The sequence below is a fragment of the Streptomyces sp. NPDC059785 genome (assembly GCF_042732375.1).
Lineage (GTDB): Bacteria > Actinomycetota > Actinomycetes > Streptomycetales > Streptomycetaceae > Streptomyces.
The window spans coordinates 24,930-48,262 of the sequence record NZ_JBHWHV010000061.1; the positions used below are offsets into that span (position 1 = coordinate 24,930).

19 protein-coding genes and 1 tRNA gene are annotated in these 23,333 nt (G+C 73.1%); 7 read left to right on the plus strand and 13 right to left on the minus strand.

What is annotated here, in order from left to right:
• The first annotated feature begins 282 nt into the window (after positions 1–282).
• The gene (locus tag ACFV6E_RS34290) at positions 283–1,776 is read left to right on the plus strand and encodes a M6 family metalloprotease domain-containing protein (RefSeq protein WP_385177931.1); all 1,494 of its coding nucleotides are present in this window, start codon (positions 283–285) and stop codon (positions 1,774–1,776) included.
• A 307-nt stretch (positions 1,777–2,083) separates the two neighbouring features.
• Here ACFV6E_RS34290 and ACFV6E_RS34295 read toward each other — a convergent pair.
• The 7 genes from ACFV6E_RS34295 to ACFV6E_RS34325 all read right to left on the minus strand — a co-directional run bounded on the left by ACFV6E_RS34295 (position 2,084) and on the right by ACFV6E_RS34325 (position 8,984).
• Positions 2,084–2,157 (minus strand) — tRNA-Lys (locus tag ACFV6E_RS34295).
• Positions 2,148–2,819, minus strand: a complete 672-nt coding sequence (locus ACFV6E_RS34300; RefSeq protein WP_385177229.1) for a bifunctional DNA primase/polymerase — start codon at positions 2,817–2,819, stop codon at positions 2,148–2,150. Before ACFV6E_RS34300 ends, ACFV6E_RS34295 begins: the two co-directional genes overlap by 10 nt.
• Before the next feature lie 157 nt (positions 2,820–2,976).
• On the minus strand, positions 2,977–3,372 hold the full coding sequence (locus ACFV6E_RS34305; protein ID WP_385177228.1) for a hypothetical protein: 396 nt from the start codon (positions 3,370–3,372) through the stop codon (positions 2,977–2,979).
• Positions 3,373–3,768: 396 nt separating this feature from the next.
• The gene (locus ACFV6E_RS34310; RefSeq protein WP_385467043.1) at positions 3,769–5,052 is read right to left on the minus strand and encodes an AAA domain-containing protein; all 1,284 of its coding nucleotides are present in this window, start codon (positions 5,050–5,052) and stop codon (positions 3,769–3,771) included.
• A gap of 116 nt (positions 5,053–5,168) precedes the next feature.
• Entirely contained in the window at positions 5,169–6,890 is a 1,722-nt protein-coding gene (locus ACFV6E_RS34315; protein WP_385467026.1) for a hypothetical protein, read from the minus strand.
• Positions 6,881–8,080: a hypothetical protein gene (locus ACFV6E_RS34320; protein ID WP_385467046.1), complete on the minus strand. Its 1,200-nt coding sequence runs from the start codon at positions 8,078–8,080 to the stop codon at positions 6,881–6,883. Before ACFV6E_RS34320 ends, ACFV6E_RS34315 begins: the two co-directional genes overlap by 10 nt.
• Positions 8,031–8,984 carry a phosphatase PAP2 family protein gene (locus ACFV6E_RS34325; RefSeq protein ID WP_385467029.1) on the minus strand — a complete coding sequence of 318 codons (954 nt, stop codon included), beginning with the start codon at positions 8,982–8,984 and terminating at the stop codon, positions 8,031–8,033. The genes ACFV6E_RS34320 and ACFV6E_RS34325 overlap by 50 nt, the downstream gene beginning before the upstream one ends.
• Positions 8,985–9,174: 190 nt before the next feature.
• On the opposite strand from ACFV6E_RS34325, the gene ACFV6E_RS34330 reads away from it, so the two are divergent.
• Positions 9,175–9,771, plus strand: coding sequence for a histidine phosphatase family protein (locus ACFV6E_RS34330; RefSeq protein WP_385177220.1), 597 nt, complete (start codon positions 9,175–9,177; stop codon positions 9,769–9,771).
• An 82-nt stretch (positions 9,772–9,853) separates the two neighbouring features.
• On the opposite strand, the gene ACFV6E_RS34335 is transcribed toward ACFV6E_RS34330, so the two are convergent.
• Positions 9,854–11,380, minus strand: coding sequence for a hypothetical protein (locus tag ACFV6E_RS34335; protein ID WP_385467031.1), 1,527 nt, complete (start codon positions 11,378–11,380; stop codon positions 9,854–9,856).
• Positions 11,381–11,686: 306 nt separating this feature from the next.
• Here ACFV6E_RS34335 and ACFV6E_RS34340 point away from each other — a divergent pair, with 306 nt between their 5' ends.
• A complete protein-coding gene (locus tag ACFV6E_RS34340; RefSeq protein ID WP_385467034.1) occupies positions 11,687–12,157 on the plus strand; it encodes a hypothetical protein in 471 nt (156 codons plus the stop codon).
• A 154-nt stretch (positions 12,158–12,311) separates the two neighbouring features.
• The gene (locus ACFV6E_RS34345; protein WP_385467037.1) at positions 12,312–13,190 is read left to right on the plus strand and encodes a spermidine synthase; all 879 of its coding nucleotides are present in this window, start codon (positions 12,312–12,314) and stop codon (positions 13,188–13,190) included.
• 145 nt (positions 13,191–13,335) lie between these two features.
• Here ACFV6E_RS34345 and ACFV6E_RS34350 read toward each other — a convergent pair whose 3' ends face one another.
• Positions 13,336–13,893, minus strand: coding sequence for a hypothetical protein (locus tag ACFV6E_RS34350; RefSeq protein ID WP_385175422.1), 558 nt, complete (start codon positions 13,891–13,893; stop codon positions 13,336–13,338).
• A 109-nt stretch (positions 13,894–14,002) separates the two neighbouring features.
• Between ACFV6E_RS34350 and ACFV6E_RS34355 the strand changes: the two genes are divergently transcribed.
• The 3 genes from ACFV6E_RS34355 to ACFV6E_RS34365 all read left to right on the plus strand — a co-directional run bounded on the left by ACFV6E_RS34355 (position 14,003) and on the right by ACFV6E_RS34365 (position 18,121).
• A complete protein-coding gene (locus ACFV6E_RS34355; protein WP_385175419.1) occupies positions 14,003–14,707 on the plus strand; it encodes a response regulator transcription factor in 705 nt (234 codons plus the stop codon).
• A 43-nt stretch (positions 14,708–14,750) separates the two neighbouring features.
• The gene (locus ACFV6E_RS34360) at positions 14,751–16,127 is read left to right on the plus strand and encodes a sensor histidine kinase (protein ID WP_385175416.1); all 1,377 of its coding nucleotides are present in this window, start codon (positions 14,751–14,753) and stop codon (positions 16,125–16,127) included.
• 509 nt (positions 16,128–16,636) lie between these two features.
• A complete protein-coding gene (locus ACFV6E_RS34365; protein ID WP_385467040.1) occupies positions 16,637–18,121 on the plus strand; it encodes a cellulose binding domain-containing protein in 1,485 nt (494 codons plus the stop codon).
• A 182-nt stretch (positions 18,122–18,303) separates the two neighbouring features.
• On the opposite strand, the gene ACFV6E_RS34370 is transcribed toward ACFV6E_RS34365, so the two are convergent.
• The 4 genes from ACFV6E_RS34370 to ACFV6E_RS34385 all read right to left on the minus strand — a co-directional run bounded on the left by ACFV6E_RS34370 (position 18,304) and on the right by ACFV6E_RS34385 (position 23,182).
• The gene (locus ACFV6E_RS34370; protein WP_385175411.1) at positions 18,304–19,734 is read right to left on the minus strand and encodes a GH1 family beta-glucosidase; all 1,431 of its coding nucleotides are present in this window, start codon (positions 19,732–19,734) and stop codon (positions 18,304–18,306) included.
• 144 nt (positions 19,735–19,878) lie between these two features.
• Positions 19,879–20,784 (minus strand): carbohydrate ABC transporter permease, encoded by a 906-nt coding sequence (locus ACFV6E_RS34375; protein ID WP_385175432.1) that lies wholly within the window; start codon positions 20,782–20,784, stop codon positions 19,879–19,881.
• A 23-nt stretch (positions 20,785–20,807) separates the two neighbouring features.
• A complete protein-coding gene (locus tag ACFV6E_RS34380; RefSeq protein WP_385175430.1) occupies positions 20,808–21,818 on the minus strand; it encodes a carbohydrate ABC transporter permease in 1,011 nt (336 codons plus the stop codon).
• Between the two features lie 5 nt (positions 21,819–21,823).
• Entirely contained in the window at positions 21,824–23,182 is a 1,359-nt protein-coding gene (locus tag ACFV6E_RS34385) for an ABC transporter substrate-binding protein (protein ID WP_385175408.1), read from the minus strand.
• Positions 23,183–23,333 lie beyond the last annotated feature (151 nt).

A 23,333-nucleotide genomic window follows, 5' to 3' on the forward strand; every position in this document is an offset into this window, starting at 1 on the left:
CAAGCCGTGTCCATGCAGGAAAGTGTGCCGATCATAGAGGTTGGCCCAGGGGCCTTCCAGCCATTGTCCAGTCTCGCGGAACAACCGCCCCTTCTGACAGATCGTTTCTGCTCGGTCCTGGACACGTTCCTTCCTGCGGCGATCGCTTGTGACGTTCCGTAAGTGCCCGGGGTGTCGGCCAACAGGCATTCTCACTCTCACGGACCAGACAAACAGGGCGAAGTGTGACGATAAGACTGAGGCTGGATGCGGTGTCCTGAAAACCGCATCCGGAGGTCGAACGTGCCGCGTCCGCTCCCACTGAAGGGGCTCACCCGCGAGACTCTGCGGGCTCTCGCCCGGGACGGGGCGCCCCGGCTGCGCAGCACCGCCGCCGTGTTCACCTCGATGACCGCGCTCGCCGCGACCTCGCTGATCTCCGGTCCCGCGCTGGCCGGGCCACTTCAGACCCCCTGTGCGCTGAAGCGCACCCCGGCGCACCACTCCGAGGGCGTCGACTCCTGGAACACCTCCTACCCGCGCCCCACCCGCCCGCTGAACGCGGTAATGGTCTTCCTGTCCTTCCCGGACGCGCGGCCGGCGACCTCACCCGCGGAACTCACGGCCGACTACTTTCCGGCCACCTCCCGCTTCTTCGAGCGTGCCTCGTACGGCCGGTTCACGCTGCGCCCGCACCCGCGGGCCGACTGGATCCGCATGCCGCACCCCTCCACGGCCTACGCCATACAGCGGGACTGGAGCGCGGCGCGCCGGAGCGCCTACCTACGGGACGCCCTCAAGGCGTCGGACCGGCAGATCGACTTCTCCCGCTACGACATCGTCTACTTCGTCGCCGATCCGGACGCGCCCGGCGTCGACTCGGACGCGACGAAGGTGGTCAACCTGGACACTCCGCTGCGCGCCGACGGCAAGGACATCCGGCGGGTGGTCACGGTCTTCGAGAAGCACCCGCCGGACCGGCTGGTCCTGGCCCACGAGACGGGCCACGTCTTCGACCTGCCGGACCTCTACCACCGCCCCTCGGGCGACCGCGGCGACTGGGACACGTACGTCGGGGACTGGGACCTCATGGGCAGCCAATTCGGTCTCTCGCCGGACCTGTTCGGCTGGCACAAGTGGAAGCTGGGCTGGCTGGACCCGCGGCAGGTGGCGTGCGTCGCGGGCCGCGGCAGTACGCGGCTGTCGCTGGAGCCACTGGGGACGGGGCCGGCGTCGGCGGGGGGACCGAGTCAGGGTTTGCCAGGGGTGCCCGTGCCGGAGGGCGGTGCGGCGCGGGCGGTCGCCGGGTCGAAGGCGCGGACGGTCGTCGGGTCCGGTGCGCTGACGGTCGGTGCCGGGGCGCAGGCGGTCGGCGGGGACGGGCGGGTCGTCGGGAGCGCAGGCCAGTTCATCGGGGCCGGGCCGCCGGCGCTGGGCCCCGGGGCGCAGCCCTTCGGCTCGGGACGCGGTACGAAGCTCGCGGTGGTCCGCACCGGACGGGACAGCGCGCTGGCCTTCGAGGTACGGGCGTCCACGGGCAACGACGCGGGGGCCTGCACCGAGGGCGTCCTCGTGTACCGGATCCGCAGCGGGGCCGCGTCGGGCGGCGGCCCGGTCGAGGTGCTGGACGGCCACCCACGCTCGGAGGACTGCTGGGACCAGTCGGTCTACCCGCCCCTCGCGGACGCCCCCGTGAGCCTCGGCGAGAGCTACACGGTGCCGGGCGGACACGCGAAGGTCGAAGTGGAGAACCGTACGGCGGCGGGCTCGTGGGTCGTCAAGATCACGACGAACTGAACATCTGGGATGGGTGCCTGAAGGCGCCTGTCGGGCGCTTGGAGGGCTTGGGGGGTGCTTGGGGGCGCTGGGGGAGGGCTCGCACGAGCGGTGCGCTGAGCCGCTGACTTCTCTCTCCGGCTCCGGCCGGCGGACGCCCGCACTCAAACGACTGGCCTCGGCCACCCGCACCCGGCCCACTGCCTCAGCCACACAGGATGGGGGGTGTGGGTGGCGAAGCCCCCACAAACGCGCGGCGAAGCCGCGCAAAAACAACGATGGCGAGGTGGTTCGCGCTTTCCGCGAACACGCCTCGCCATCGCCATCGTGCGCCGCCAGGGACTCGAACCCCGGACCCGCTGATTAAGAGTCAGCTGCTCTAACCAACTGAGCTAGCGGCGCTTGCTGACGTCGTAGACCTTAGCACCCTGATCGGCGGGAGGAAAAATCGATATGCGGACCGCGGCGGAGGCGGTCGCACGGGCCGCGCGGACGGCGGCCCAGAGCAGTACCTCGGGGCCGGGGAGCCAGGGGTGACGGGTGTCGGGGGCGACGAGCCAGCGGGATTCGGGCCGGTCACCGGCGCGGGCGGCGGGCGGGGCGGTCAGGGCGGGCACGGTGACGGCGTCGCCGGTGCCGTGGCAGAGCAGAGGCGGGACGGCGCCGCGGCGGCCGGTCCGCCCGTCGGCGCCGGGGTTCCAGTCCTCCCAGTCCAGGAGGGTGGGCAGGCGCTGGGCGGTGCCGGAGGAGGCGAAGAGCAGCACGCGGCCCCCGTACGTGGCCACCGGTCCGGAGCCCGGGCCCTCCTCCCAGAGCCGGTCGAGCATGCGCCGCCCGAAGATCGCGGGGACGTTGACGACGTCGAAGGCGGTGCCGCAGGGCAGGACGACGGGGGCGGTGGGCTGCGCCTCCCAGAGGGCGAGGGTGCTGCGTGGGTACATGCCGGCGGAGGCCAGCCATTCGGCTCCCTCGGCGGTGACACCGGCGGCGTCGCAGGTGCCGTGCGGGACGTTCTCGGCGTTCTCCGCGCCGCCGCCGCTGATTGCGTTCCCTCGGTCGCTCATGACGCAGATATTTACCGGTCGTGAGCATTCCGTTTCCCCGAGTTGCCGGAAATCGGGACAGGTGGGTGCGGTGTGGAGTATCTTGCCCGCCTGGCATATGCCAGGCGGGACATCGGCGCCGAGGTACGCAAGCCCGTCGTCGCCCGTTACCGCCGGGTCAGGCGTGGTCGCTGATCCCGGGGCCGTAACCGTGGCCCAGGCCGTGTTCCTGGCCGTCGGCTCCGCGGAGCAGGTCGCGGCCGAACTCGACCATCTTCTTCGCGTAGTCCTCGGTCCACTCGGCGCGCTCGGCGATCGCGGCGTACGTGAGCCGGTCGAACCGGCGCGGGTCGGCGAGCTGGGCGGCGGCGACGGCCTGGAACTCGACGGCGCGGTCGGCCGCAGCGCGGAAGGCGAGGGTCAGCTCGGTGGCGCGGCTCAGCAGGGCGCGCGGGTCGTCGATCGACTCCAGGTCGAAGAAATGCTCCGGGTCGGCGGCCGCCTCGGCCGGCTCGAAGAGCAGGGGCGCGGGGCGTAGCCGCGGTTCGTTCCGACGCGGCGTGGGCTCCGCCATGTCTTCTCCTCCTCGTACGTTCGCCGGCCCGCCGGTGCGGCGGACCACCGTCCATTGTCCAACGCCCGCGCAAGTGGGCCTCGGCCCGCCCGCCACTGCCGCCCACCGCACCGTCACGACCACCAGGTCACCCGGCCGAGACCGTGCCCCACCGCGCGGTCGCAACCGCCGAGCCACCCGCCCGACACCGGCGCCCACCGCGCGGTCGCAACCGCCGAGCCACCCGCCCGACACCGGCGCCCACCGCCAGCGCACCCGGTGTTCCGAGAGGCGGGCCAGGACGGCGAGGTTCGCTTCCCAGCCGTCCGGGGCTGTGATCTTTGGCCGCCTCCGGCGGCGTGCCGGACTCCGTCCGGCGGACTGGCGGGCGTCGGCGGGCGGGCGCCGGGGCGTCGCTCACGGCCGCCAGCGCACCCGGTGTTCCGAGAGGCGGGCCAGGACCGAGTGGTTGGCTTCCCAGCCGTCCGGGAACTTCACCGTGACACCCAGTTGGACCGGCTCCGTGGACGGGTGGTCGTCCAGGAGGTCCGCGACGCCCTCCCGGCAGACCACGATGCAGGCGTGCCGGTGGCGGGAGGCCAGGACGCAGAGGCGGCCCGTCTCCAGGTGGAAGGCGGTGGCGTCGGGGCGCCCCGACAGGGGGTGCAGGACCACCGTCACGTCGAACTCGCGGCCCTGGAGCCGGTTCGCCGTGTCGACGGTGACGTCTGTGACGCCCAGGTCGGCCAGGGCGGCGCGGACGGCGGCGGCCTGGTCGCGGTGCGCGGTGCCGACGGCGATCCGGTCGGCGGTCAGCGGCACCGGGTCCGCCGACCGCTCCGAGGTGGCCGCGCCGCCCCGGTCCAGCAGTCGGCGTACGACCTGGGCCACCGCCCGTACCGCCTCCGGGTCCGTGCGCGGAGTGTGCCGGGCGGGCAGCTCCAGCAGGCCCCAGCCCGCCCCGGCCGCCTCGTCGATCACCCGGTCGGGACCCGAACCGTCCGAGGGGACGGCGAAGGCGAGCGCCCGGTCCCCGTGCCCGGTGCCGCTGCGGAACGGCGTGTACGGGTAGAACGCGTCCGAGACCAGCGGCGCGGCGGAGGCCGGCAGCCGCCAGGACACCGGCAGCCGGTGCTGCGGCAGCCCGGGGTTGTGGGCGAGGAGCGTGGTGACGGCCGACGCGGACGGGTCGTACGACAGCCCGGCCCACTGCTCCGAGCCCACGATCGCGAACGGGTCGAGCTGCCCCGGGTCGCCCACGAACAGCGCCCGCTCGAACAGCCCCGCCACGGCGAGCAGCGCGTCCGAGCGCATCTGGTACGCCTCGTCGACGATCGCGTGCCCCCAGGGCTCGACGTCCTTCACGTGCGCCCATTTGGCGGAGGTGGAGATGACGACCGGCAGTCCCGCCAGGTCCCCGGCCTTCGTGGACTTGCGGACGTGCTCCAGGCCGTCGAGCGCCTTGTCGTACGGGTCCGGATCGCTGCTGTGGAGGCGGCCCACCGGCAGCGTCGGCTCCTTCTCGGCGAGCCGCAGGACCAGGTCGTCGACCTGGGCGTTGGTCTGCGCGATCACCATCAGCGGGCGCCCGGCGGCGGCCAGTTCGAGCGCGGCCCGTACGACGAGGGTGGACTTGCCGGCGCCGGGCGGGGAGTCCACGACGACGCCGCGGGCCGTGCCGTGCAGGGTGTCGCGCAGGATCGCGTCGGTCGCGCGCGTCGCCGCGGCGCCCGGGTCGAACGCGGCGGGACCGGGCGCGGCGGGGTCGAGCGCGGCGGGGTCGAGTGCGGCGGGGTCGAGTGCGGGGGGAAGGCCGGTCACAGGACGTCCTCTTCGGTCACCGGGTCGGGGGCGGGCGCGGCCTCGGTCTCGCCGGGCGGGCCGCCGTGGGTCCACGGCGTCTGCTCCGGGTCGGGCAGCTTCGCACCGCCCCGCTGCTCGTGCTCGAACAGCGTGAAGCAGACCACGTCCCCCTTCTCCGGCACGGAACCGGCCTCGGGCTCCTTGCCGCGCCCCATCTTGTCGACGATCCGCAGCACGAGGAGCCCGGACCCGGCCGGGTCCGCAGCCGCGTTCACGTCCGTGTCCGGGCCCGGGTCTCCGTGCGGCCCACGCCCCGGGTCCGCGTGCGGCTCGGGACCCGGGTCCGTGCACGCCTCCGCACCCGGCTCGCCCTCCGTCTCGACGTACCCGACGAACTCGGCCCCCTGCGGCTTCCCGCCGAGCGAGCGGTAGACCTTCGCGCGCTCGGCGAGGTGCGGCCGGTCCTCGGTGCGTACGGTCACCAGCGGGCGGGGGCTCGGCCGCTTGCCCTCGCTGTACGCCATGACGACGTCGGTGACCTCGCCCGCGAACGCCTCCCCGGCGAGCCGCCGGCCGGCCATGACGAGCGGGTCGTCCAGGGCCTCCTGGGCCTCCAGGCGGGCCTGTTCGCGCTCGCGGGTGGCCAGCTTGTTCGCCGCGGTGACCGCGTCGTCGTGGCGCGGCTGCGGCGGCTCGCCCGCGGTGATCCGGTCCCGGTGGCCGGTGAACGACCAGCGGTCACGGGTCCACCGGTCGGCGGCGTGCGCGCCCGGCGGGAGCTCCCGCAGCAGGTCGAGACCGCGCCACACGGCGTCCCAGGTGGGCCGGGTGCGGCTCGCGACGAGGTCGCGGATGTGCCGCTCGGCGGCCGTCACGTCCCCCAGCCGGTCGTCCGCCTCGAGGCCGTCCTCGGCGGCGGCGAGCGCGGTCCGCGCGCGGTCGTACCGCTCGATGGCGGGCGCCAGCAGCTTGTTGTCGAACGCGGGGTCCGTGGCGGGTCCGGCGGGCGGGCAGAGCAGCTGCCCGTCCGCGTCGCGCGCCAGCTCCGCGCGGTGAGCCGCCAGCGCGCCCGTCTCACCCTCGGGCGGGTCGATCCAGGCGAGCAGCGCGCCGAGGTGCTGGTCCTCCAGGCTGCTCTGCCCGGTCGCCCAGTGCCGGGACAGCAGGTCGGAGGCGGCGAGCAGGAGCGCGGAGCCGGGGACCCTGGCGCGCTCCCCGTAGTGCGTCAGCCAGCGGCCGAGCAGCGGTACGCGGGGCGGTGCGGGATGGGGTGCCTCGGGCTCCTGCTCCGCCGTGCGCCGGAACCGCATGGAGCGCCCGAGGAGCCGTACGAACTCCACGCCGGCGCGGCTCGGGACGATGAGCTGGGGGGCGTCCGCGCACAGCTCCACCTCGACCTTGACCCGCTTGCCGGTCTCCGGGTCGGTCTCCGTGCGCTCGGCGGCCTCGACCACGTCCGCGTAGGAGTCGATGTAGGGCAGGACGACGTCGGCCAGCTCGGCGAGGAACACGAACCGCAGGTCGCGGTCGCGGGGCTGGGGCACGACGAGCAGCCGCGGCGCGTCCCGGTCGGTCCCGACCAGCGCACCGAGCGGCGCCCCGGCCTCACCGGCGGTGGTCAGCGGCACGAAGACGAGTGGCCGCTCGGAAAGATGCCGGTGCCGCACGGTCGCGGCGGCCTGGGCCCGCCCGCTGCTGATGGCTTCCAGTCGGGCGAGGGTGCTGATCAGCGACACGCGGCGACCTCCGTGGCGGTCGGCGGGGACGCGGTCGTGGCGGCCTCCGGCAGGGGCTGCCGGTTGGTCGGGGGTGTCCCGGCGGTCCCCAGGGCCTCGGCGCGCAAGCGGGCCGCGCGGCGCAGGGCCGCCACCGCCGGGTCGGCCGGGTCGCCGGACTCGCCGTATGCCGCGGCCAGTACCTCGCCGATCGTGGTCAGGCCGCCGAGGTCGGCGCGCAGCGAGCGGCCGAGCGCCGTCACGGCGCCCCGCGCGCGCGAGCGCTCGCGGCAGTGGAAGGCCAGCTCGCAGGCGGCCAGGCACTCGGGCGCGTACGTCGCCGGGACGGCCTCCACGGCCGCCGTCAGCTCGGCGGACGGCAGGTCCGGGGCGAAGCAGGTGCCCTCGGGGAGCGCGGCGGCGATGTCCTCGACGCGGGTCAGCCGGGCAAGCTGGCGGCGGGTCACCGAGCGCTGCTTGCGGATGTCGACGGCGGACGCCGTGGGCAGGTTGGAGAAGTCCTTCGGGCACACGAGGAGGACCCGGTGGCGGACCTCGGGGGCGGGGGCCAGTTGCGCCGCGACGTTCTCCAGGGCCAGTACGTACACCGCGGACTGGCGGGCGGCGGCGCCCACCTTCGCCGGGTCGGCGGACCCGTCCAGCATGGGGAAGGACTTGATCTCCACGACCGTCCAGCCGCCGTCGGGGTGCACCACCACCGCGTCCGGCTCCAGGAAGGCGGGCGTGCCCGCGACGTCGAGGGCGAGCATCGGGTGGTCGAGCAGCGTCCAGCCGCCGGCCGCGGTGGCCTCGCGCAACGCCAGCGCCGTACGCGCCGCGCGGCCCGCGGGACCGTCCGCCGTGAGGTCGGGGACGGCGCCCGCGGCGGGCGGCTCGGCACCGGGGTCCAGCTTCTCGTGCACCAGCCGCAGCAGCTCCGCACCGCCGTCGGCCTTGACCCGGGCCTCGAACGCGTTCCCCCGGGTGAAGGCGAACTGCGACTGGCCGAACGCGGACGGCGCGCCGAGCGAGTCCGCGAGGCGCGCCTTGTCCACCCCCGCCCCGTCGAGCAGCGCGCGTCTGTCGCAGCTGGGGTTGGCGGCCAGCGCGGCGAGGGCGCGCGCGTCGAGTGCCTTCGGCGGTACGTCGGGGCCGCGCAGGTCAGCGAGCAGCCGCCGGAGCGCCGTCCCCCGCGTCCGTGGGGGCGGCACCCGGCCCGGCTCCGGGTCCGGTGCGGGACTCGCGCTGTCGGGGAATTCGCTCACCCGCGGAAGTCTGGCATCCGCCACTGACAATCGAGGAACCCGTGTCGCGAGAGGCGGCCGTGACCGGTGCGAACCGGGCGGTGAGCCGGGCCTTCGCCGCGTCCGCGAGCCGCGTCACCGACGGGGCCAGCAGCAGCCCGACGCCCATCACGGCGATGCCCGCGACCGCGTCGAGGAAGTAGTGGTTGGCGGTGCCCATGACCACGATCGTGGTGATCAGCGGGTAGGCGACGCCCGCGGCCCTGGCGGCGGGCGTGCGCCCGTGGCGCCAGAGCATCACCCCGCACCACAGCGCCCAGCCCACGTGCAGGCTCGGCATCGCCGCGTACTGGTTCGTCATGCCGCCCATGCCGCGCGGCGCGCTCGCCTCGCCGCCCCACCAGCCGTAGTCGCTGTACTGGGCCATCGTGTCGACGAACCCGTGGCCCGCGCTCAGCAGCCGGGGCGGGCAGGTGGGCAGCAGGGTGAAGCCGATCAGACCGATGAACGTGGACGTCATGAGCCAGGTGCGGGCGGCTCTGTAGGTGCCCGCCCTGGAGCGGAAGAGCCACACCAGGATCGCGGGCGTGACCACGTAGTGCAGCGAGGCGTACCAGAAGTCCGCGGGTACGCCGAGCCAGGCGTGGTGGGTGAAGAGCCGGTTCAGCGGGTGCTCGGCGTTCAGCCGGAGCGTTTTCTCGACGCGCAGGATCGCCAGGCCGTGGTCGACCGCGCTGGACACGTCGCCCCGGGCGAGCAGCCGGCCCGCCGAGTAGCACCCGTACACCAGCAGGATCAGCGGGAGCTCGGTCCACCAGCGCAAGCGGACCGGTGCGATCGCTTTGCTGCCGGGTGCCTCGGTCTGCGGCATCCGATCGCCCTCCCCCTTCTGACTGCTTCCCGGACGGTCGGTCCGGACAGGCCACATTACGGTGTGTGCGCGCTCCCCCGTGGGGCGCCCCGGCCCTCAAAGACGCAGAGATCGCCCGCCGGGTTGCGCCGTCGTGGGGTACGCGATGATGGAGTGACCCGTTTCTCGTTTCTCCCGGAAAGGCCTTTTCATGGCACCGCGCATCCTGCTGGCCCGGCACGGACAGACCGAGTGGTCGCTGTCCGGAAAGCACACCGGCAGGACGGACATCCCGCTCCTCGAAGAGGGCAGGCGCGGCGCGAAACTCCTGGGCGAGCGCCTGCACCGCGCCCCGTTCGAGGGCCTGCCGGAGGCCGAGGTGCGCACGAGCCCGCTGGTCCGCGCGCGCGAGACCTGCGAACTGGCCGGCTTCGGCGACCGCGCGGCCACCTGGGACGCCCTCATGGAGTACGACTACGGCGCGTACGAGGGCATGACGCCGGCCGAGATACAGGAGGCCCGGCCCGGCTGGTTCATCTGGCGGGACGGGGTGCCCAGGGGCGAGACCCTGGAGCAGGTCTCCGCGCGCGCGGACGAGGTGGTCGACTGGGCGCGCTCGGCCGACCGCGACGTGCTGGTCTTCGCGCACGGCCACATCCTGCGCTCCATCGGCGCCCGCTGGCTGGGCCTCCCGATCGACTTCGCCGCCCGCATCCGGCTCAACCCGACCTCCCTGTCGGTGCTCGGCTGGGCGTACGGCGAGCCCGCCGTCGAGGTGTGGAACGACTGCGGGCACCTGACCGTCTGACCCCGCCCGGCCGCCCGGCCGCCCGGCCGCCCGGCCGCCTGACCCCGCCTGCCCGTCTGCCCGTCTGCCCGCCCGGGGCCCGTCAGGCCAGCCGCGGCAGGCTCGCGTGCCGGTCCAAAAAGGCCGACACCCCGGAGGCCCTGCGGTGCGGCAGCAGGACCCGCGCCGTGCCCGCCAGCATCGTCTGGATACGGGAGGACTGCACCTCGTCCAGGAGGTCCAGGACGCGCAGCCCGGCCGCGGCCGCCTCGTCGGGACGGCCCCCGCGCGCCAGGTCGTCGGCGAGCTCGGCGGTGTAGAGGGCGATGTTGCGGGTGAAGTGCGGGTCCTGGAGGTGTGCCGCCCGCCGGGCGTGCCGGGCCGCGCGGAGCCAGTCGCCCAGCATCGACCAGCACTGCGCCTCCAGACCCTCCAGTTCGGCCTCCCCGTAGAAGCTCATCCACTCCGGATCGGCCTCCGAGGGGCCCCGCTCGTACAGGGCCTGCGCCCGGGCCAGCGCCCGTTCGCAGCCGGCCCGGTCCGCGAGCCCCGCCCAGCCGCCCGCCTCGCGCAGCGCCAGCAGGGACATCAGCCGCGCCGAGCCCAGGGGCCGGGCCGCGCGCTGGGCGGCCTGCGCCGCGCGCACCGCCTCGCGCGGGCGGCCCGCGTCGCGCGCGAGGAAGGCGGAGTTGCAGAAGGCGTGCGCCTCCAGGGCCGGATCCCCGGACATCCGGGCGGTCGCGAGCGCCTCCGCGTAGTGCGAGCGCGCGTCGTCGAAGCGGCCCGAGTCATGGGCCAGCCAGCCCACGGAGATCGCCAGCTCGCCCGCGCCCGAGTACAGCCGGTCGGTGGTCGCCTGCCGGGTCGCGCCCGCGTCGAGCAGCGCGTACGCCGTGCGCAGCGGCGCCGCGGCACGCCGGTACAGGCCGTCCGCGCCGTGCCGGTCGTCCAGCACCCGGATCCGGCGGACGGCCTCCTGGAGGGCGCCCGCGTCGGACGTGCCGGCCCGGTGGACGGGACGGCCGGCGGCCGTGGCGGGGGAGACGGACGCCATCCCGAAGGCGCCCAGTGAGGCGGCCGCCACCGTGGCGGTGGAGCCGGTCATGAATGCGCGACGCCGCACGTCGCTCTCCTCGTGGTTCCGTTCGTGGCACTCGTGCGCGGCGCGGGCCTCCCGCGTCTCGCACGTGTCTTGCGGGGCCTGAGGCCCGTACGGCTCGCGCGACTCGTACTGCCCGTACGACTCGTACGGCTCGTCCTGCTCGTCCGTCGGCGCGTACGGTCCGTCCGGGCGGCTCTCGGCGTGCTCCGGGGGCGGCTCGTCGGCCGGGCGCGACCCACGGCCGCGCACCGCCGAGCGGGGTGCGAAGCCGAGGTCGGTCAGCGTGCGCCCGGGGAACATGTGCAGGAACACCCGCTCGTACGCGTAGTTGGGGCAGCGGATCTCACCGGCTTCGACGCGCCCGATGTACCGGGCGTCGCAGCTCACGCGTTCGCCGATGTCCCGGGCCGCCCGCCGCACCGCGGCGGCGAACTCGCCCGGTGAGCGCTGTCCGCGCAGCCGCCGGAAGACGATATTCGGCCGTTGCGGCCGTGGTGGCTGGGACGAGGTCACCGTCGACGACGTCATGGCCGGGCCTCTCTTGCGAACCGTAGAACCGCCGAACCGTGCCGGATCCAGAGCGGTTCGTCCGTCGACCGCCCAGGCGGCGCCCTGCTTCCGGCGGGTCACGAACGTACTCGCTGGGGCGGCGCGGTGGCCGCTGGTTTGGCCGCAAACCGGATATCTCATACCCGATCCGCCATGAACTGCCATCCTTTGTGGCGCAGTTCCGCCGTAGCCGTTGACGGGTTGACGCGTTGAACCCCGTGGGCCGGGAGCTGTCCGCGCTTCCGTGCCGCACGTCAGCAGGAGGGTTCCTAGTTGGAGGCCGGGATGGAGACCACCAGACAGCACGCGGAGTTCCTCGCGGCGGTGCCGGCCGCACCGCACGGGGCGGCCCCGGAGCCGGGCGGCCCACCGTGTCCCGAGGCCGACTGCGACCTCGTGACCGTGCCGGCCCGGCAGGGCCTGGAGGCGGTCGACATCCTGCGCCGCGGCCCCGGCGACGGGGTCGGTCCCGTGCTGCACGACGACGGCTGCGACACCCTCGGCTTCGTGGTGCCACCCGGCACCGCCGACGCCTGGGACGTGCCAGGCAGCACCTGTACGCAGACCAACGGACGCGGCATGAGCCTGGTGCCCCCTGAGTCCCCGGGCGACGGTTCCGACGGCTCGGACGGCTCGGACGGCTCCGACTGGCTGCTGCCGCCGGGGGAGACGGACATGGCGACGGACCCGGCGGTGCTGCGGGCGGCGCTCGGCGAGGCCGCCCGCCTGATCGAGGCCGCCGACAACTGCACCTGACCCAGCCACGCGCCGCCCGCGCCCCCTGCTCCACCCCCGGTGACCCGCTCCCCGTACCGCCCCGGATCCCGCACGGCCCGGCTCCCGCACAGCCGTCGCCCCGAGGGGTCTCCTCCGGTGCGCCGACCGTCCCCCGGGCGCCGATAATGGGCTGATGGGAAAGTCGAGGAGCGCGCGGAGCGCGCGGCGCGGGCAGCAGGCCACCGCGTCCGTCGTCCAGCCGGTCGACGGCGGAGTGGCCGAGCTCGTACCCGACCGGGACCGGGCACGGGCCTGGACGCTGCTCGTCGACGGCGCCCCGCAGTCGCACGTGGACCTCGACGACCCGGCGTACCTCGGCTTCGAGTACCAGCGCCGCATCGGCCACGTCATCGACCTCCTCGCGCCGCCCGGCAAGCCCGTGCACGCCGTCCACCTCGGCGGCGGCGCCCTCACCCTGGCCCGTTACGTGGCCGCCACCCGCCCCCGCTCCACCCAGCAGGTCGTCGAGCGGGACGCGGCCCTGGTCCAACTGGTGCGACGGGAGTTGCCGTTGAACCCGGGCGCCCGGATCCGGGTGCGTTCGGCGGACGCCCGCGACGGGCTCGCCAAGGTGCCGGACGGCTGGGCGGACCTGGTCGTCGCGGACGTCTTCAGCGGGGCCCGCACCCCCGCCCACCTCACCTCGGTGGAATTCCTCGGCGAGGTCCGCAGGGCGCTACGGCCCGACGGCCTGTACGTCGCCAACCTCGCCGACGGGCCGCCGCTCGCCCATCTGCGCGGCCAGATAGCCACCGCCGCGGCCGTCCTCCCCGAACTCGCGCTCGTCGCCGACCCGGCCGTGCTGCGCGGCAAGCGGTTCGGCAACGCCGTGCTCGTCGGCTCCGCCCGGCCGCTCCCGGTGGCGGAACTGACCCGGCGCGCGGCCTCCGACCCGCACCCCGCGCGGGTCGAACACGGTCGCGCGCTCACCGACTTCACCGGGGGAGCGGTGCCGGTGACGGACGCGTCGGCGGTGGCCTCGCCCGCGCCGCCGCCGTCCGCGTTCGACTGACGCCGCCGTCCGCGTTCGGCTGACGCCGACGGCCGGGTCCCGTGTCGCCTCTTAGCCGAGGCTCGTACCGCGCCCCCAGCCGAGGCTCGTACCGCGCCCCCAGCCCGAGGCCCGTACCGCCACTCAGCCGGGCCCGTACCGGCTCTCAGTAGGTGCCGATCTCCACCCGCGGTGGTCCGTCGTGCCAGGTGCAGAAGACCGACACCCGGTCCGCGCCCGAGGTGAACTCCACCCGGATCCACGACTCCGTCTTCCAGACCTGCATCGACCAGCCCGAGGCCGGCGTCGCGGAGACCAGCGTCGCGGAGGTCTCGCCGAGGTCGAAGGCGGCCCGCCCGCCCTTGGTGTCGTAGCTCTTCACCTCGCCGGAGGCGGCGGCATCGTTGTCGGCGGCGGCCGTGGCGCCGGGGGAGTCGTCCGGGTCGGGGCTCGTGGACGGCGACTTGGTGGGCGACGGGGTCGCGGACGGCTTGCCGCTGCGCTCCGGCTCGCGGGTGGCGCTCTTCGACGGGGCGGGCCGGCTGGTCGAGGAGGCGAGCACGTCGATCTCCTGCGTGCCGGTGTCGCCGGTCGGCACGGGCAGCGCCCGCGGCGGATCGTAGGCCGTCCCGGACATCACCGTGTGGACGCCCCACCAGGACAGGGTGACCGCCGCGCCCGTGGCGAGCGACCAAGCCAGTACGTGTACGAGACCTCTGCGCATCGCGGCCATACTGCACCACGCGTCGCACTGGTGTCTCACATGTGTTCCACCGCACAGGTTGTCCACAGGCGCCGGACCCGCGTCCTGCGAATGGCGTACGGTGCCGCCCATGGCAAGTGTGCTCGTGGTCGAGGACGACCAGTTCGTACGCTCGGCCCTCATCAGGCATCTGACCGAAGCCGCGCACACCGTGCGCAGCGTCGGGACGGCCCTGGAGGCGCTGCGCGAGGTCGCCCATTTCTCCTTCGACGTCGTCATCCTGGACCTCGGACTGCCCGACCTGGACGGGTCCGAGGCGCTGAAGATGCTGCGCGGGATCACCGACGTCCCGGTGATCATCGCGACCGCGCGGGACGACGAGACGGAGATCGTCCGGCTGCTGAACGCGGGCGCGGACGACTACTTGACCAAGCCCTTCTCCGTCGAGCACCTGTCCGCGCGGATGGCGGCCGTCCTGCGGCGCGCGCGGGCGGTCGTGGGCGAGGCCCCGCCGTCGCGGGTGATCCGGGTCGGCGGCCTGTCGATCGACCCGCTGCGCCGCCAGGCCGAGCTGGACGGCGTACGCCTTGACCTGACGCGCCGTGAGTTCGACCTGCTGGCGTTCCTGGCCGGACGCCCCGGCGTGGTCGTGCCGCGCAAGGAGCTGCTCGCCGAGGTTTGGCAGCAGGCGTACGGGGACGACCAGACGATAGACGTGCATCTCTCCTGGCTGCGCCGGAAGCTGGGCGAGACGGCCGCGAAGCCGCGCTATCTGCACACCCTGCGCGGCGTCGGCGTGAAGCTGGAGCCACCGCGCGCGGAGGCCACGCCATGAGGCGCGGACTCTGCGGTGAGGTGCGCGCGATGGGGAGCGCGCGATGAGGTGGGCGCTGGTCAAGGTGTGCGTCGCGGTCACCACGATGGTGGTGGTGGCCTTCGCGGTCCCGCTCGGCCTCGTCGTCAAGGAGATGGCCAGGGACCGGGCATTCTCGAACGCGGAGCGGGAGGCCGCGACACTCGCGCCCGCGCTGTCCATCACCACCGACCGGGAACAGCTCGAGCGCGTGGTCGCCTCGGCCGGCTCCGACTCCGGGATGGCGGTGCACATACCGGCCGCGGGGGACAGCCCCGCCGTCGAGATCGGCGAGCAGCGCGCCGCCGGCAAGGACATCACCATGACCCGGAAGCTGGGCCGGGCCTCCACCGCGGAGGTCGCGGGCGGCTCCGTGCTGCTCCAGCCCACCGCGCTCAGCTCCACTGTGATAGCGGTCGTCGAGGTGTACGTTCCCGAGTCCGAGGTCACCAACGGCGTCAACACGGCCTGGGCGGTGCTCGCCGGGGTCGGCGTCGCGCTCGTCATCGGCTCGGTCGCGGTCGCCGACCGGCTCGGGGTGCGGATGGTGCAGCCCGCGCAGCGCCTGGTCGAGGGCGCGCACGAGCTGGGGGAGGGGCAGCTCGGCGCCCGGGTGCCGGAGGAGGGCCCGACCGAACTGCGGCTGGCCGCCGTCGCGTTCAACTCGATGGCCGACCAAGTGGTGCAACTGCTGGCCAACGAACGGGAGTTGGCCGCCGACCTCTCGCACCGGCTGCGTACGCCGCTGACCGTGCTGCGGCTGAACGCCGCCTCGCTGGGCGACGGTCCGGCGGCCGAGCAGACCCGCGCCGCCGTCGAGCAGTTGGAGCGCGAGGTCGACACGATCATCAGGACCGCCCGGGACGCCAAGCCGCAGACGGCGGCGGTCGGCGCGGGCGCCGGGTGCGACGCGGCCGAGGTGGTCCGGGAGCGGATGGACTTCTGGTCGGCGCTCGCCGAGGACGAGGGACGCAAGGTGCGGGTCGCGGGCGTGGACCGCCCGGTGCGCATACCGGTCGCCCGTGCCGACCTGGTGGCCTCGCTCGACGCGCTGCTGGGGAACGTGTTCCGGCACACCCCGGAGGGCACGGCCTTCGCCGTCGACGTGCACAACGGCGAGGACGCGGTGATCGTCCTGGTCTCGGACGCGGGCCCGGGGATCGCGGACCCCGACGCGGCGATGGCGCGCGGGCGCGGCTCGGGCAGCGACGGGTCGACCGGCCTCGGCCTCGACATCGTGCGCCGGCTCGCCGAGTCGACGGGCGGCGACGTACGCATCGGCTCGTCCGTGCTCGGCGGGACCGAGGTCCGGATCTGGATCCAGCTCGACGGCCGCGCACCGGTCCGCCGCGGCCACCGCGGTTCCGTACGACGACGCAGACGCGGCGCGACCGTCGGCTGACCGGGGACCCGGGGCCCGCGACCCGGACCCCGGATCCGAACCCGGCCCCGGACCCGGCACCGGCCCCGAACTCGGACCTGGCACCGGACTTGGCCCCAGGCGCGCGGCCCGGACCCGAACCAGGACCTGAACTCCAACCCGGACCCGGACCCGGACGCGGACCCGGACCCGGACGCGGAGACGGACGCGGACGCGGACAAGGTCCCCGGGCGCGCGGCCCGCGCCGCGGACGCGGCGCCGAGCCGACACCGGGCGCCGTCCCGAGCCGACCCCGCACGCCGCGCCATCGCGACCGCACGCCGCCCGAACGGACCCCAATGGTCTCGACCTTTAACCGTCCCCGATGCCTTCCTTAAGCGCACCCTAAGATCCCCGACCGCCGTCCGGATCAGGCGATTTGCCGGGTTCCGGATCGCTAGCGTGCTGCCGCACCCACCCAGGGAATCCGCACCCGTCACCGGCGTCCGGCCTCCCTGCGATCCCCCGCGAACGGCGAAGGCAGGCACGCGATGAGCAGTACGCACCGGCGCAAGGTCAGTGGCAGGAACAAGGCGATAGGCGGCGTCGTCGCGGCGGCCGTGGTCGGCGGCGGCGCCCTCCTGTTCACCGGCACCGCGCAGGCGGCCGGGGTCGGTGCCGCGTACACCAAGACCAGCGACTGGGAGACCGGCTACACCGGGCAGTACGTCGTCACCAACGACAGCGACCAGGTGAAGACCGACTGGAAGCTGGAGTTCGACCTGCCGGCCGGTGCCAAGCTGAGCTCGCTGTGGAACGCCTCGTCGAAGGTGAGCGGGCAGCACGTGACCGTGACCGCGCCGTCCTGGGACAAGGACGGCCTGGCCGCGGGCGAGTCCGTCACCGTCGGCTTCGTCGTGAACGGCTCCGACGACCCGACCGGCTGTCTCATCGACGGCGCCGACTGCTCGGTGGACACCGGCGCGACGCCCGAGCCCAGCGGCCGCCCGACCGAATCCACCGAGCCCACGCAGAGCGCGAGCCCCACCACAAGCGCGGCCCCCGAGGCGAGCGAGACCGCCACCGCCGAGCCCACGGCCTCCGAGACCTCCGGCAGCGGCGACAGCGGCAGCGGCACCACCACCAGCGCCGGCTTCGCGCCCTACGTCGACACCTCGCTCTACCCCGCCTTCGACCTGGTCGGCACGGCCCAGGCGACCGGCGTCAAGAACTACAACCTCGCCTTCGTCACCGACGGCGGCGGCTGCACCCCGAAGTGGGGCGGCGTGAGCGACCTCGGCAGTGACGCGGTCGCCGCCCAGATCGGCGACCTGCGGGCGCTCGGCGGCGACGTCCGGGTCTCCTTCGGCGGCGCCTCAGGCTCGGAGCTGGCCACCACCTGCTCCTCGGCGGACGCGCTCGCGGCGGCGTACGAGAAGGTCGTCGCCGCCTACGACCTCACCAAGGTCGACTTCGACGTCGAGGGCGGCGCGCTGCCGAACACGGCCGCCAACACCCGCCGCGCCCAGGCCATCGCCCAGCTCCAGAAGGACCACCCGGACCTGGACGTCTCCTTCACGCTGCCGGTGATGCCCGAGGGCCTGACCCAGGACGGCGTGAACCTGCTGTCGAACGCCAAGACCAACGGCGTGGCCATCGACACCGTCAACATCATGGCGATGGACTACGGCGCCTCGTACAGCGGTGACATGGGCACCTACGCCGAGCAGGCGGCCACCGCGACGCAGGCCCAGGTCAAGAGCGTCCTCGGGCTCTCCGACAGCGCCGCCTGGAAGGCCGTCGCGGTCACCCCGATGATCGGCGTGAACGACGTCGCCAGCGAGATCTTCAAGGTCGAGGACGCCACGCAGCTCGTGCAGTTCGCCGAGTCCAAGGGCCTGGGCTGGCTCTCCATGTGGTCCGCGACCCGCGACAAGCAGTGCTCGGGCGGCGCCAAGGACACCGCGGACGCCACGTGCAGCTCGATCGTCCAGGACGCGAACGCCTTCTCCAAGGCCTTCGGCGCCTACAAGTAGCAGCCCCGAGCAACCCCGAGCACACCCCCAGCGGCCCCCGTCAGTCCCGCGGTCCTGCGGTGCCTACAGGTAGCCCCACGCGGTAGGCACCCTCCCTACGGGGGGGGCACGCGCCCCGGCCGGTCTTCCCCCCACCCGGCCGGGGCGCGCTCCGTTCCCCCGCTCCCCCCGCGGTGAACGGTCTATTCGGCGGCGGTGACCGGCGGCAGCGTGCCGGTCTTCGCCGCCCGGCCGTACCAGTGGGCGCTGGACTTCGGCGTGCGGGCCAGCGTCGCGTAGTCCACGTACACCGCGCCGAAGCGCTTCTCGTAGCCGTACGCCCACTCGAAGTTGTCCATCAGGGACCACAGGTAGTAGCCGCGGACGTCGGCGCCGTCGGCGATCGCCCGGCGCACGGCGGAGAGGTGGCCGTGCAGGTACGCGATCCGCTCCGGGTCGTGCACCTGTCCGTCGGCGTCCCGCTTGTCGTCGTAGGCGGCGCCGTTCTCGGTGACGTAGATCGGCAGCCCCGGCACTTCGCGGTTGTAGCGCATGATCAGGTCGTGCAGCCCCGTCGGGTCGATCGTCCAGCCCATCTCGGTGCGCTCGCCCGGCGTCTGGTGGAAGGCGACGTCGTCCGCGCCCGGCCAGGGCGAGGAGGTGCTCGTGCCGTGCCCGTCCGCGCGCGGGCCGCTCGGCCCGTTCTCGGCGGCCGAGACCAGCGACGGCGTGTAGTAGTTGAGGCCGAGGGCGTCGATCGGCTGCTTGATCAGCGCGAGGTCGCCGTCCTGGACGTACGACCAGTCGGTGATCGAGGAGGTCGCCGAGAGCAGCGTCTCCGGGTACGCGCCGTGCAGCATCGGGCCGTGGAAGACACCGTTGGCGAGGTCGTCGATGCGCCGCGCGGCGTCCAGGTCGGCCGGGTCCTGCGAAAGCGGCCTGACGACGGCCGAGTTGAGGCTCACCGCGACCGAGTTGCGGGCGGGCATCGCGGCGCGCAGGGCGGTGGTGCCCAGGCCGTGCGCCAGGTTGAGGTGGTGCGCGGCGCGCAGCGAGGCCGCGGCGTCGGTGCGGCCCGGCGCGTGCACGCCGGAGCCGTAGCCCAGGAAGGCGCTGCACCAGGGCTCGTTGAGGGTGATCCACTGCTCGACGCGGTCGCCGAGCGCCTCGCCGACGATCTGCGCGTACTCGGCGAAGCGGTACGCCGTGTCGCGCTCGGGCCAGCCGCCCGCGTCCTCCAGCTCCTGGGGCAGGTCCCAGTGGTAGAGGGTGACGGCCGGCTTGATGTCCTTGGCCAGCAGCTCGTCGACCAGACGGCGGTAGAAGTCCAGGCCGCGCTGGACGGCGGGACCGCGCCCGGTGGGCTGCACCCGGGACCAGGAGACCGAGAAGCGGTACGCGCCAAGGCCGAGGTCCGCCATGAGCTGCACGTCGTCGCGGTAGCGGTGGTAGTGGTCGACCGCGATGTCACCGGTGTCGCCGCCGGCCGTCTTCCCGGGCGTGTGGCTGAAGGTGTCCCAGATCGAGGGCGTACGGCCGTCCTCCCGCACCGCCCCCTCGATCTGGTACGCGGAGGTCGCCGCGCCCCAGAGGAAGGCGGGAGGAAAAGTGACAGATGCCACGGAGTCTGACATGGAAGCGCTCCCATTGGAGGTCGGATGACCGACGGGGGTGGGGGTTCGGGAAGGGACGAGGTACGGGAAACAACGGGGGCCGGGTCGGCGGTGGCCCGGCCCCCTCGCAACAAAGGGAACGGCCCCGGGGTTTCGGTCCGGAGGTCAGCCCTTGACGGCACCCTGCATGATGCCGCCCACGATCTGCTTGCCGAAGATCGCGAAGACCAGCAGCAGCGGCAGCGTGCCGAGCAGCGCGCCCGCCATGATCAGCGACTGGTCGGGGGTGTAGCCGCGGCCCAGGCCCGCGACCGCGACCTGCACGGTCGGGTTGCCGTTCTGGGTGAGCACCAGGAACGGCCACAGGAAGTCGTTCCAGGTCTGCACGAACATCAGCATGCCGAGCACGGCCATCGCGGGCCGCGCCGCCGGGAACACCACGTGCCACACCACGCGCCAGCTGCTCGCGCCGTCCACCCGGGCGGCCTCGATGATCTCGTCCGGCAGCGCCTGGATCAGGTACTGCCGCATGAAGAACACACCGAACGCGCTGACCAGCGACGGGAAGATGACCGCCTGGAGCTGGTCGGTCCAGTCCAGCTTGGCGACCATCATGTACAGCGGGATGATGCTGAGCTGCGGCGGCACCATCATCGTGCCGATCACGATGAGCATCGCCGCGTTGCGCCCCTTGAAGCGCAGCTTGGCGAAGGCGAACCCGGCGATCGTGGAGAGGAACACGATGGTGAACGCCGAAATGCCCGCCACCAGCGTGGTGTTGAGGAACGCCTCGCCCAGGTTGGCCTCGGTCCAGGCCACTTCCAGCTTGTCGAACAGGTTGGCGCCGAACCAGAACGGCGGCGGGTTCTCCGCCAGGCGCTGGTTGTCGCGCGAGGCGGCGATCGCCGTCCACACCAGCGGGAACAGCGAGCCGACGGTGAACAGGGCGAGGATGATGTAGGCGATCGGCCCGGCGTGCAGCTGCCCGCCGGCCCGGGCCGCCTTGGACAGCCGGACGCGCTCCGGCTTCTTCTTCGCGGTCGCCTCCGGCGGAGGCGGGGTCGGTGTCATGGTCGTCGTCACGGCCAGTTCTCCTAACTACTGGCGCGCAGCCGGCGCGAGATGACGGAGTTCACGAGCCCGATCACGATGAGGATCAGGAACATCGTCCAGGCGATCGCGGAGGCGCGGCCCAGGTGCTGGTTGACCCAGCCCTGCTCGTACAGGTACAGGCCCAGCGTCTGGAACTGGTGCTGGGAGCCGCCGGAGGCGCCCTTGCTGGCGTCGAAGAGCAGCGGCTCACCGAACACCTGGCTGGCGCCGATGGTCGACACCACGACGGTGAACAGGATCGTCGGGCGCAGCGAGGGCAGCGTGACGTGCAGGAACTGCTGCCAGCGGCTGGCGCCGTCGAGCGCCGCCGACTCGTACAGGTCCTGCGGGATCGCCTGCATCGCGGCCAGGTAGATCAGCGCGTTGTAGCCGGTCCAGCGCCAGATGATGATGGACGAGACGGCGATCTGGGAGGGCCACTTGTCGTTCTGCCAGTCGACCGAGTCGATGCCGATGCTGTTCAGAACCCAGTTGATCATGCCGTAGTCGCGGCCGAAGAGCAGCACGAAGACCAGGGACGCGGCGGCGATCGACGTCGCGTACGGGGCCAGCATGACGACCCGGTAGAAGGTCGAGGCGCGCAGCTTGTAGTTGAGGATGTGCGCCAGGCCCATCGCCATCAGCAGTTGCGGGACGGTGGAGATGATGCCGATGGTCAGCGTGTTCTTCGCGGCGTTCCAGAAGAAGTCGTCGTCGAAGATGCGGGTGTAGTTGCGCAGGCCCGCCCACTCCATGTCGGTGGGCGCCGTCAGCTCCACCGTGTGCAGCGAGGCCCAGCCGGTGTAGATCAGCGGGAACAGGCCGAACGCGAGGAACAGCAGGAAGAAGGGCGAGACGAACGCGTACGGGCTCCAGCGGATGTCCCGCTGCCAGCGGCGGGAGAGCCTGGCCCGCTTCCTCGCCGCCTCCTCGGACACGGCGTCGGCCGGGGGGCGACCCGGGGCCGCGCCCCCCTCGACGGGGGGCGCGGCGGTGTCGTGCCGGGTGGACATTCCGGTCACTTCTCCAGGTTGTTGTCGATGGTCTTCACGGCGTTCTTCCACGCCTCCTCGGGCGACTTGCCCTGGGTGACGAGGACGACGCCGTTGTCCGTCAGACCCTGCTGGATGATCTGGTCCTTCGGGCCGATGACCTGGGTCGGGATCTGCTTGGCGGCGTCGGCGAAGATCGTGCCGATCGGGGCGTCACCGGTCATGTCGTTCTTGGCACCGGTGACCTGCGACAGGTCGTACGCGCCCGGGGCGCTCGGGAAGCTGCCCTGCTTGGCGAAGAGCTTGGCCTGCTGCGCGGGCGCGGTCAGCCACGCGACGAGCTTGGCGGCCTCCTCGGCGTGCTTGCCCGACTTGGGCACGGCCAGGAAGGTGCCACCCCAGTTGCCGGCCTTCGGGGAGGCGGCCACGTCCCACTTGCCGGCCGACTCGGGCTTGGACTTGCCCTTGATGTAGCCGAGCATCCACGGCGGGCAGGAGATCGCGGCGAACTTGCTGTTGGCGATCGTGGTGTCCCAGGCGGGCTGGAACTGCGTCTGATTGCCGGTCAGCCCTTCCTTGGCCGCCTTGGCGGTCAGGTCGAAGGCGTCCTTGACGGCCGGGTTCGTCTTGTAGATGACCTTGCCGGAGGAGTCGTAGAACTTCTCGCTCTCACCGCCGAGGACGGCCTGGATCAGACCGGCGGGGGAGTCGAGGAAGGTGGTGCCCTTCGGAGCGTTCTTCTGGTACTTCTCGCCCGCTTCGACGAACTTGTCCCAGCTCCCCGCCCACAGCTTGCCCACCTCCTCGCGGTCGCTGGGCAGACCGGCCTTCTCGAAGAGGTCCTTGCGGTAACAGATGGCCATGGGGCCGATGTCGGTGCCGAGACCGACGGTCTGCCCGTCCTTGGTGGTGGCCTGCTTCCACTTCCAGTCCAGCCAGTCGCTCGACTTCACGCCGGAGACCTTGGACAGGTCCATCAGCTTCGAGGACTGGGTCTGCACCACCTCGGCGATGTTGCCGACCTCGACGGCCTGGACGTCCTGGAGGCCGCTGTTGGTGGTCAGGTGGTTGACGAGAGCGGGGTAGTAGTTCTCGTTCCGCTCGACCACGTTCTCCTGGATCTTGATGTCCGGGTTGGCCTTCTCGTACTCGGCGTAGAGCCCCGCCTCCTTGAAGCCCTGGGTGCCGAACAGGCCCATGGAGATCACGGTCTTGCCACTGCTGTCACCGGACGACGAACTGGAATCGTCGCCTCCGTCGTCGGCACAGCCGGCCAGCAGCCCGGCGCCCAGCGACACCACGGCCGTGACGGCCAGTGCCCTGCGGACGATCGGGATCCCCCCGCTCGAACGAAGCCGAGAGAGGGGGAGGGTTCGTGCTCGCATCTTTGCGTCCTCCTGTTGCCCTGACGTGCCGACCCCCCGGCCAACTGCATTGTTGGGCCCGTTGGTTTCTCGCTGCGGCTCGGGCGGGGAACGTGCGGGTTGTGTATGTGTCAGGTACCGTGGGAGCGCTCCCACAAGTGATGTGTTGAAG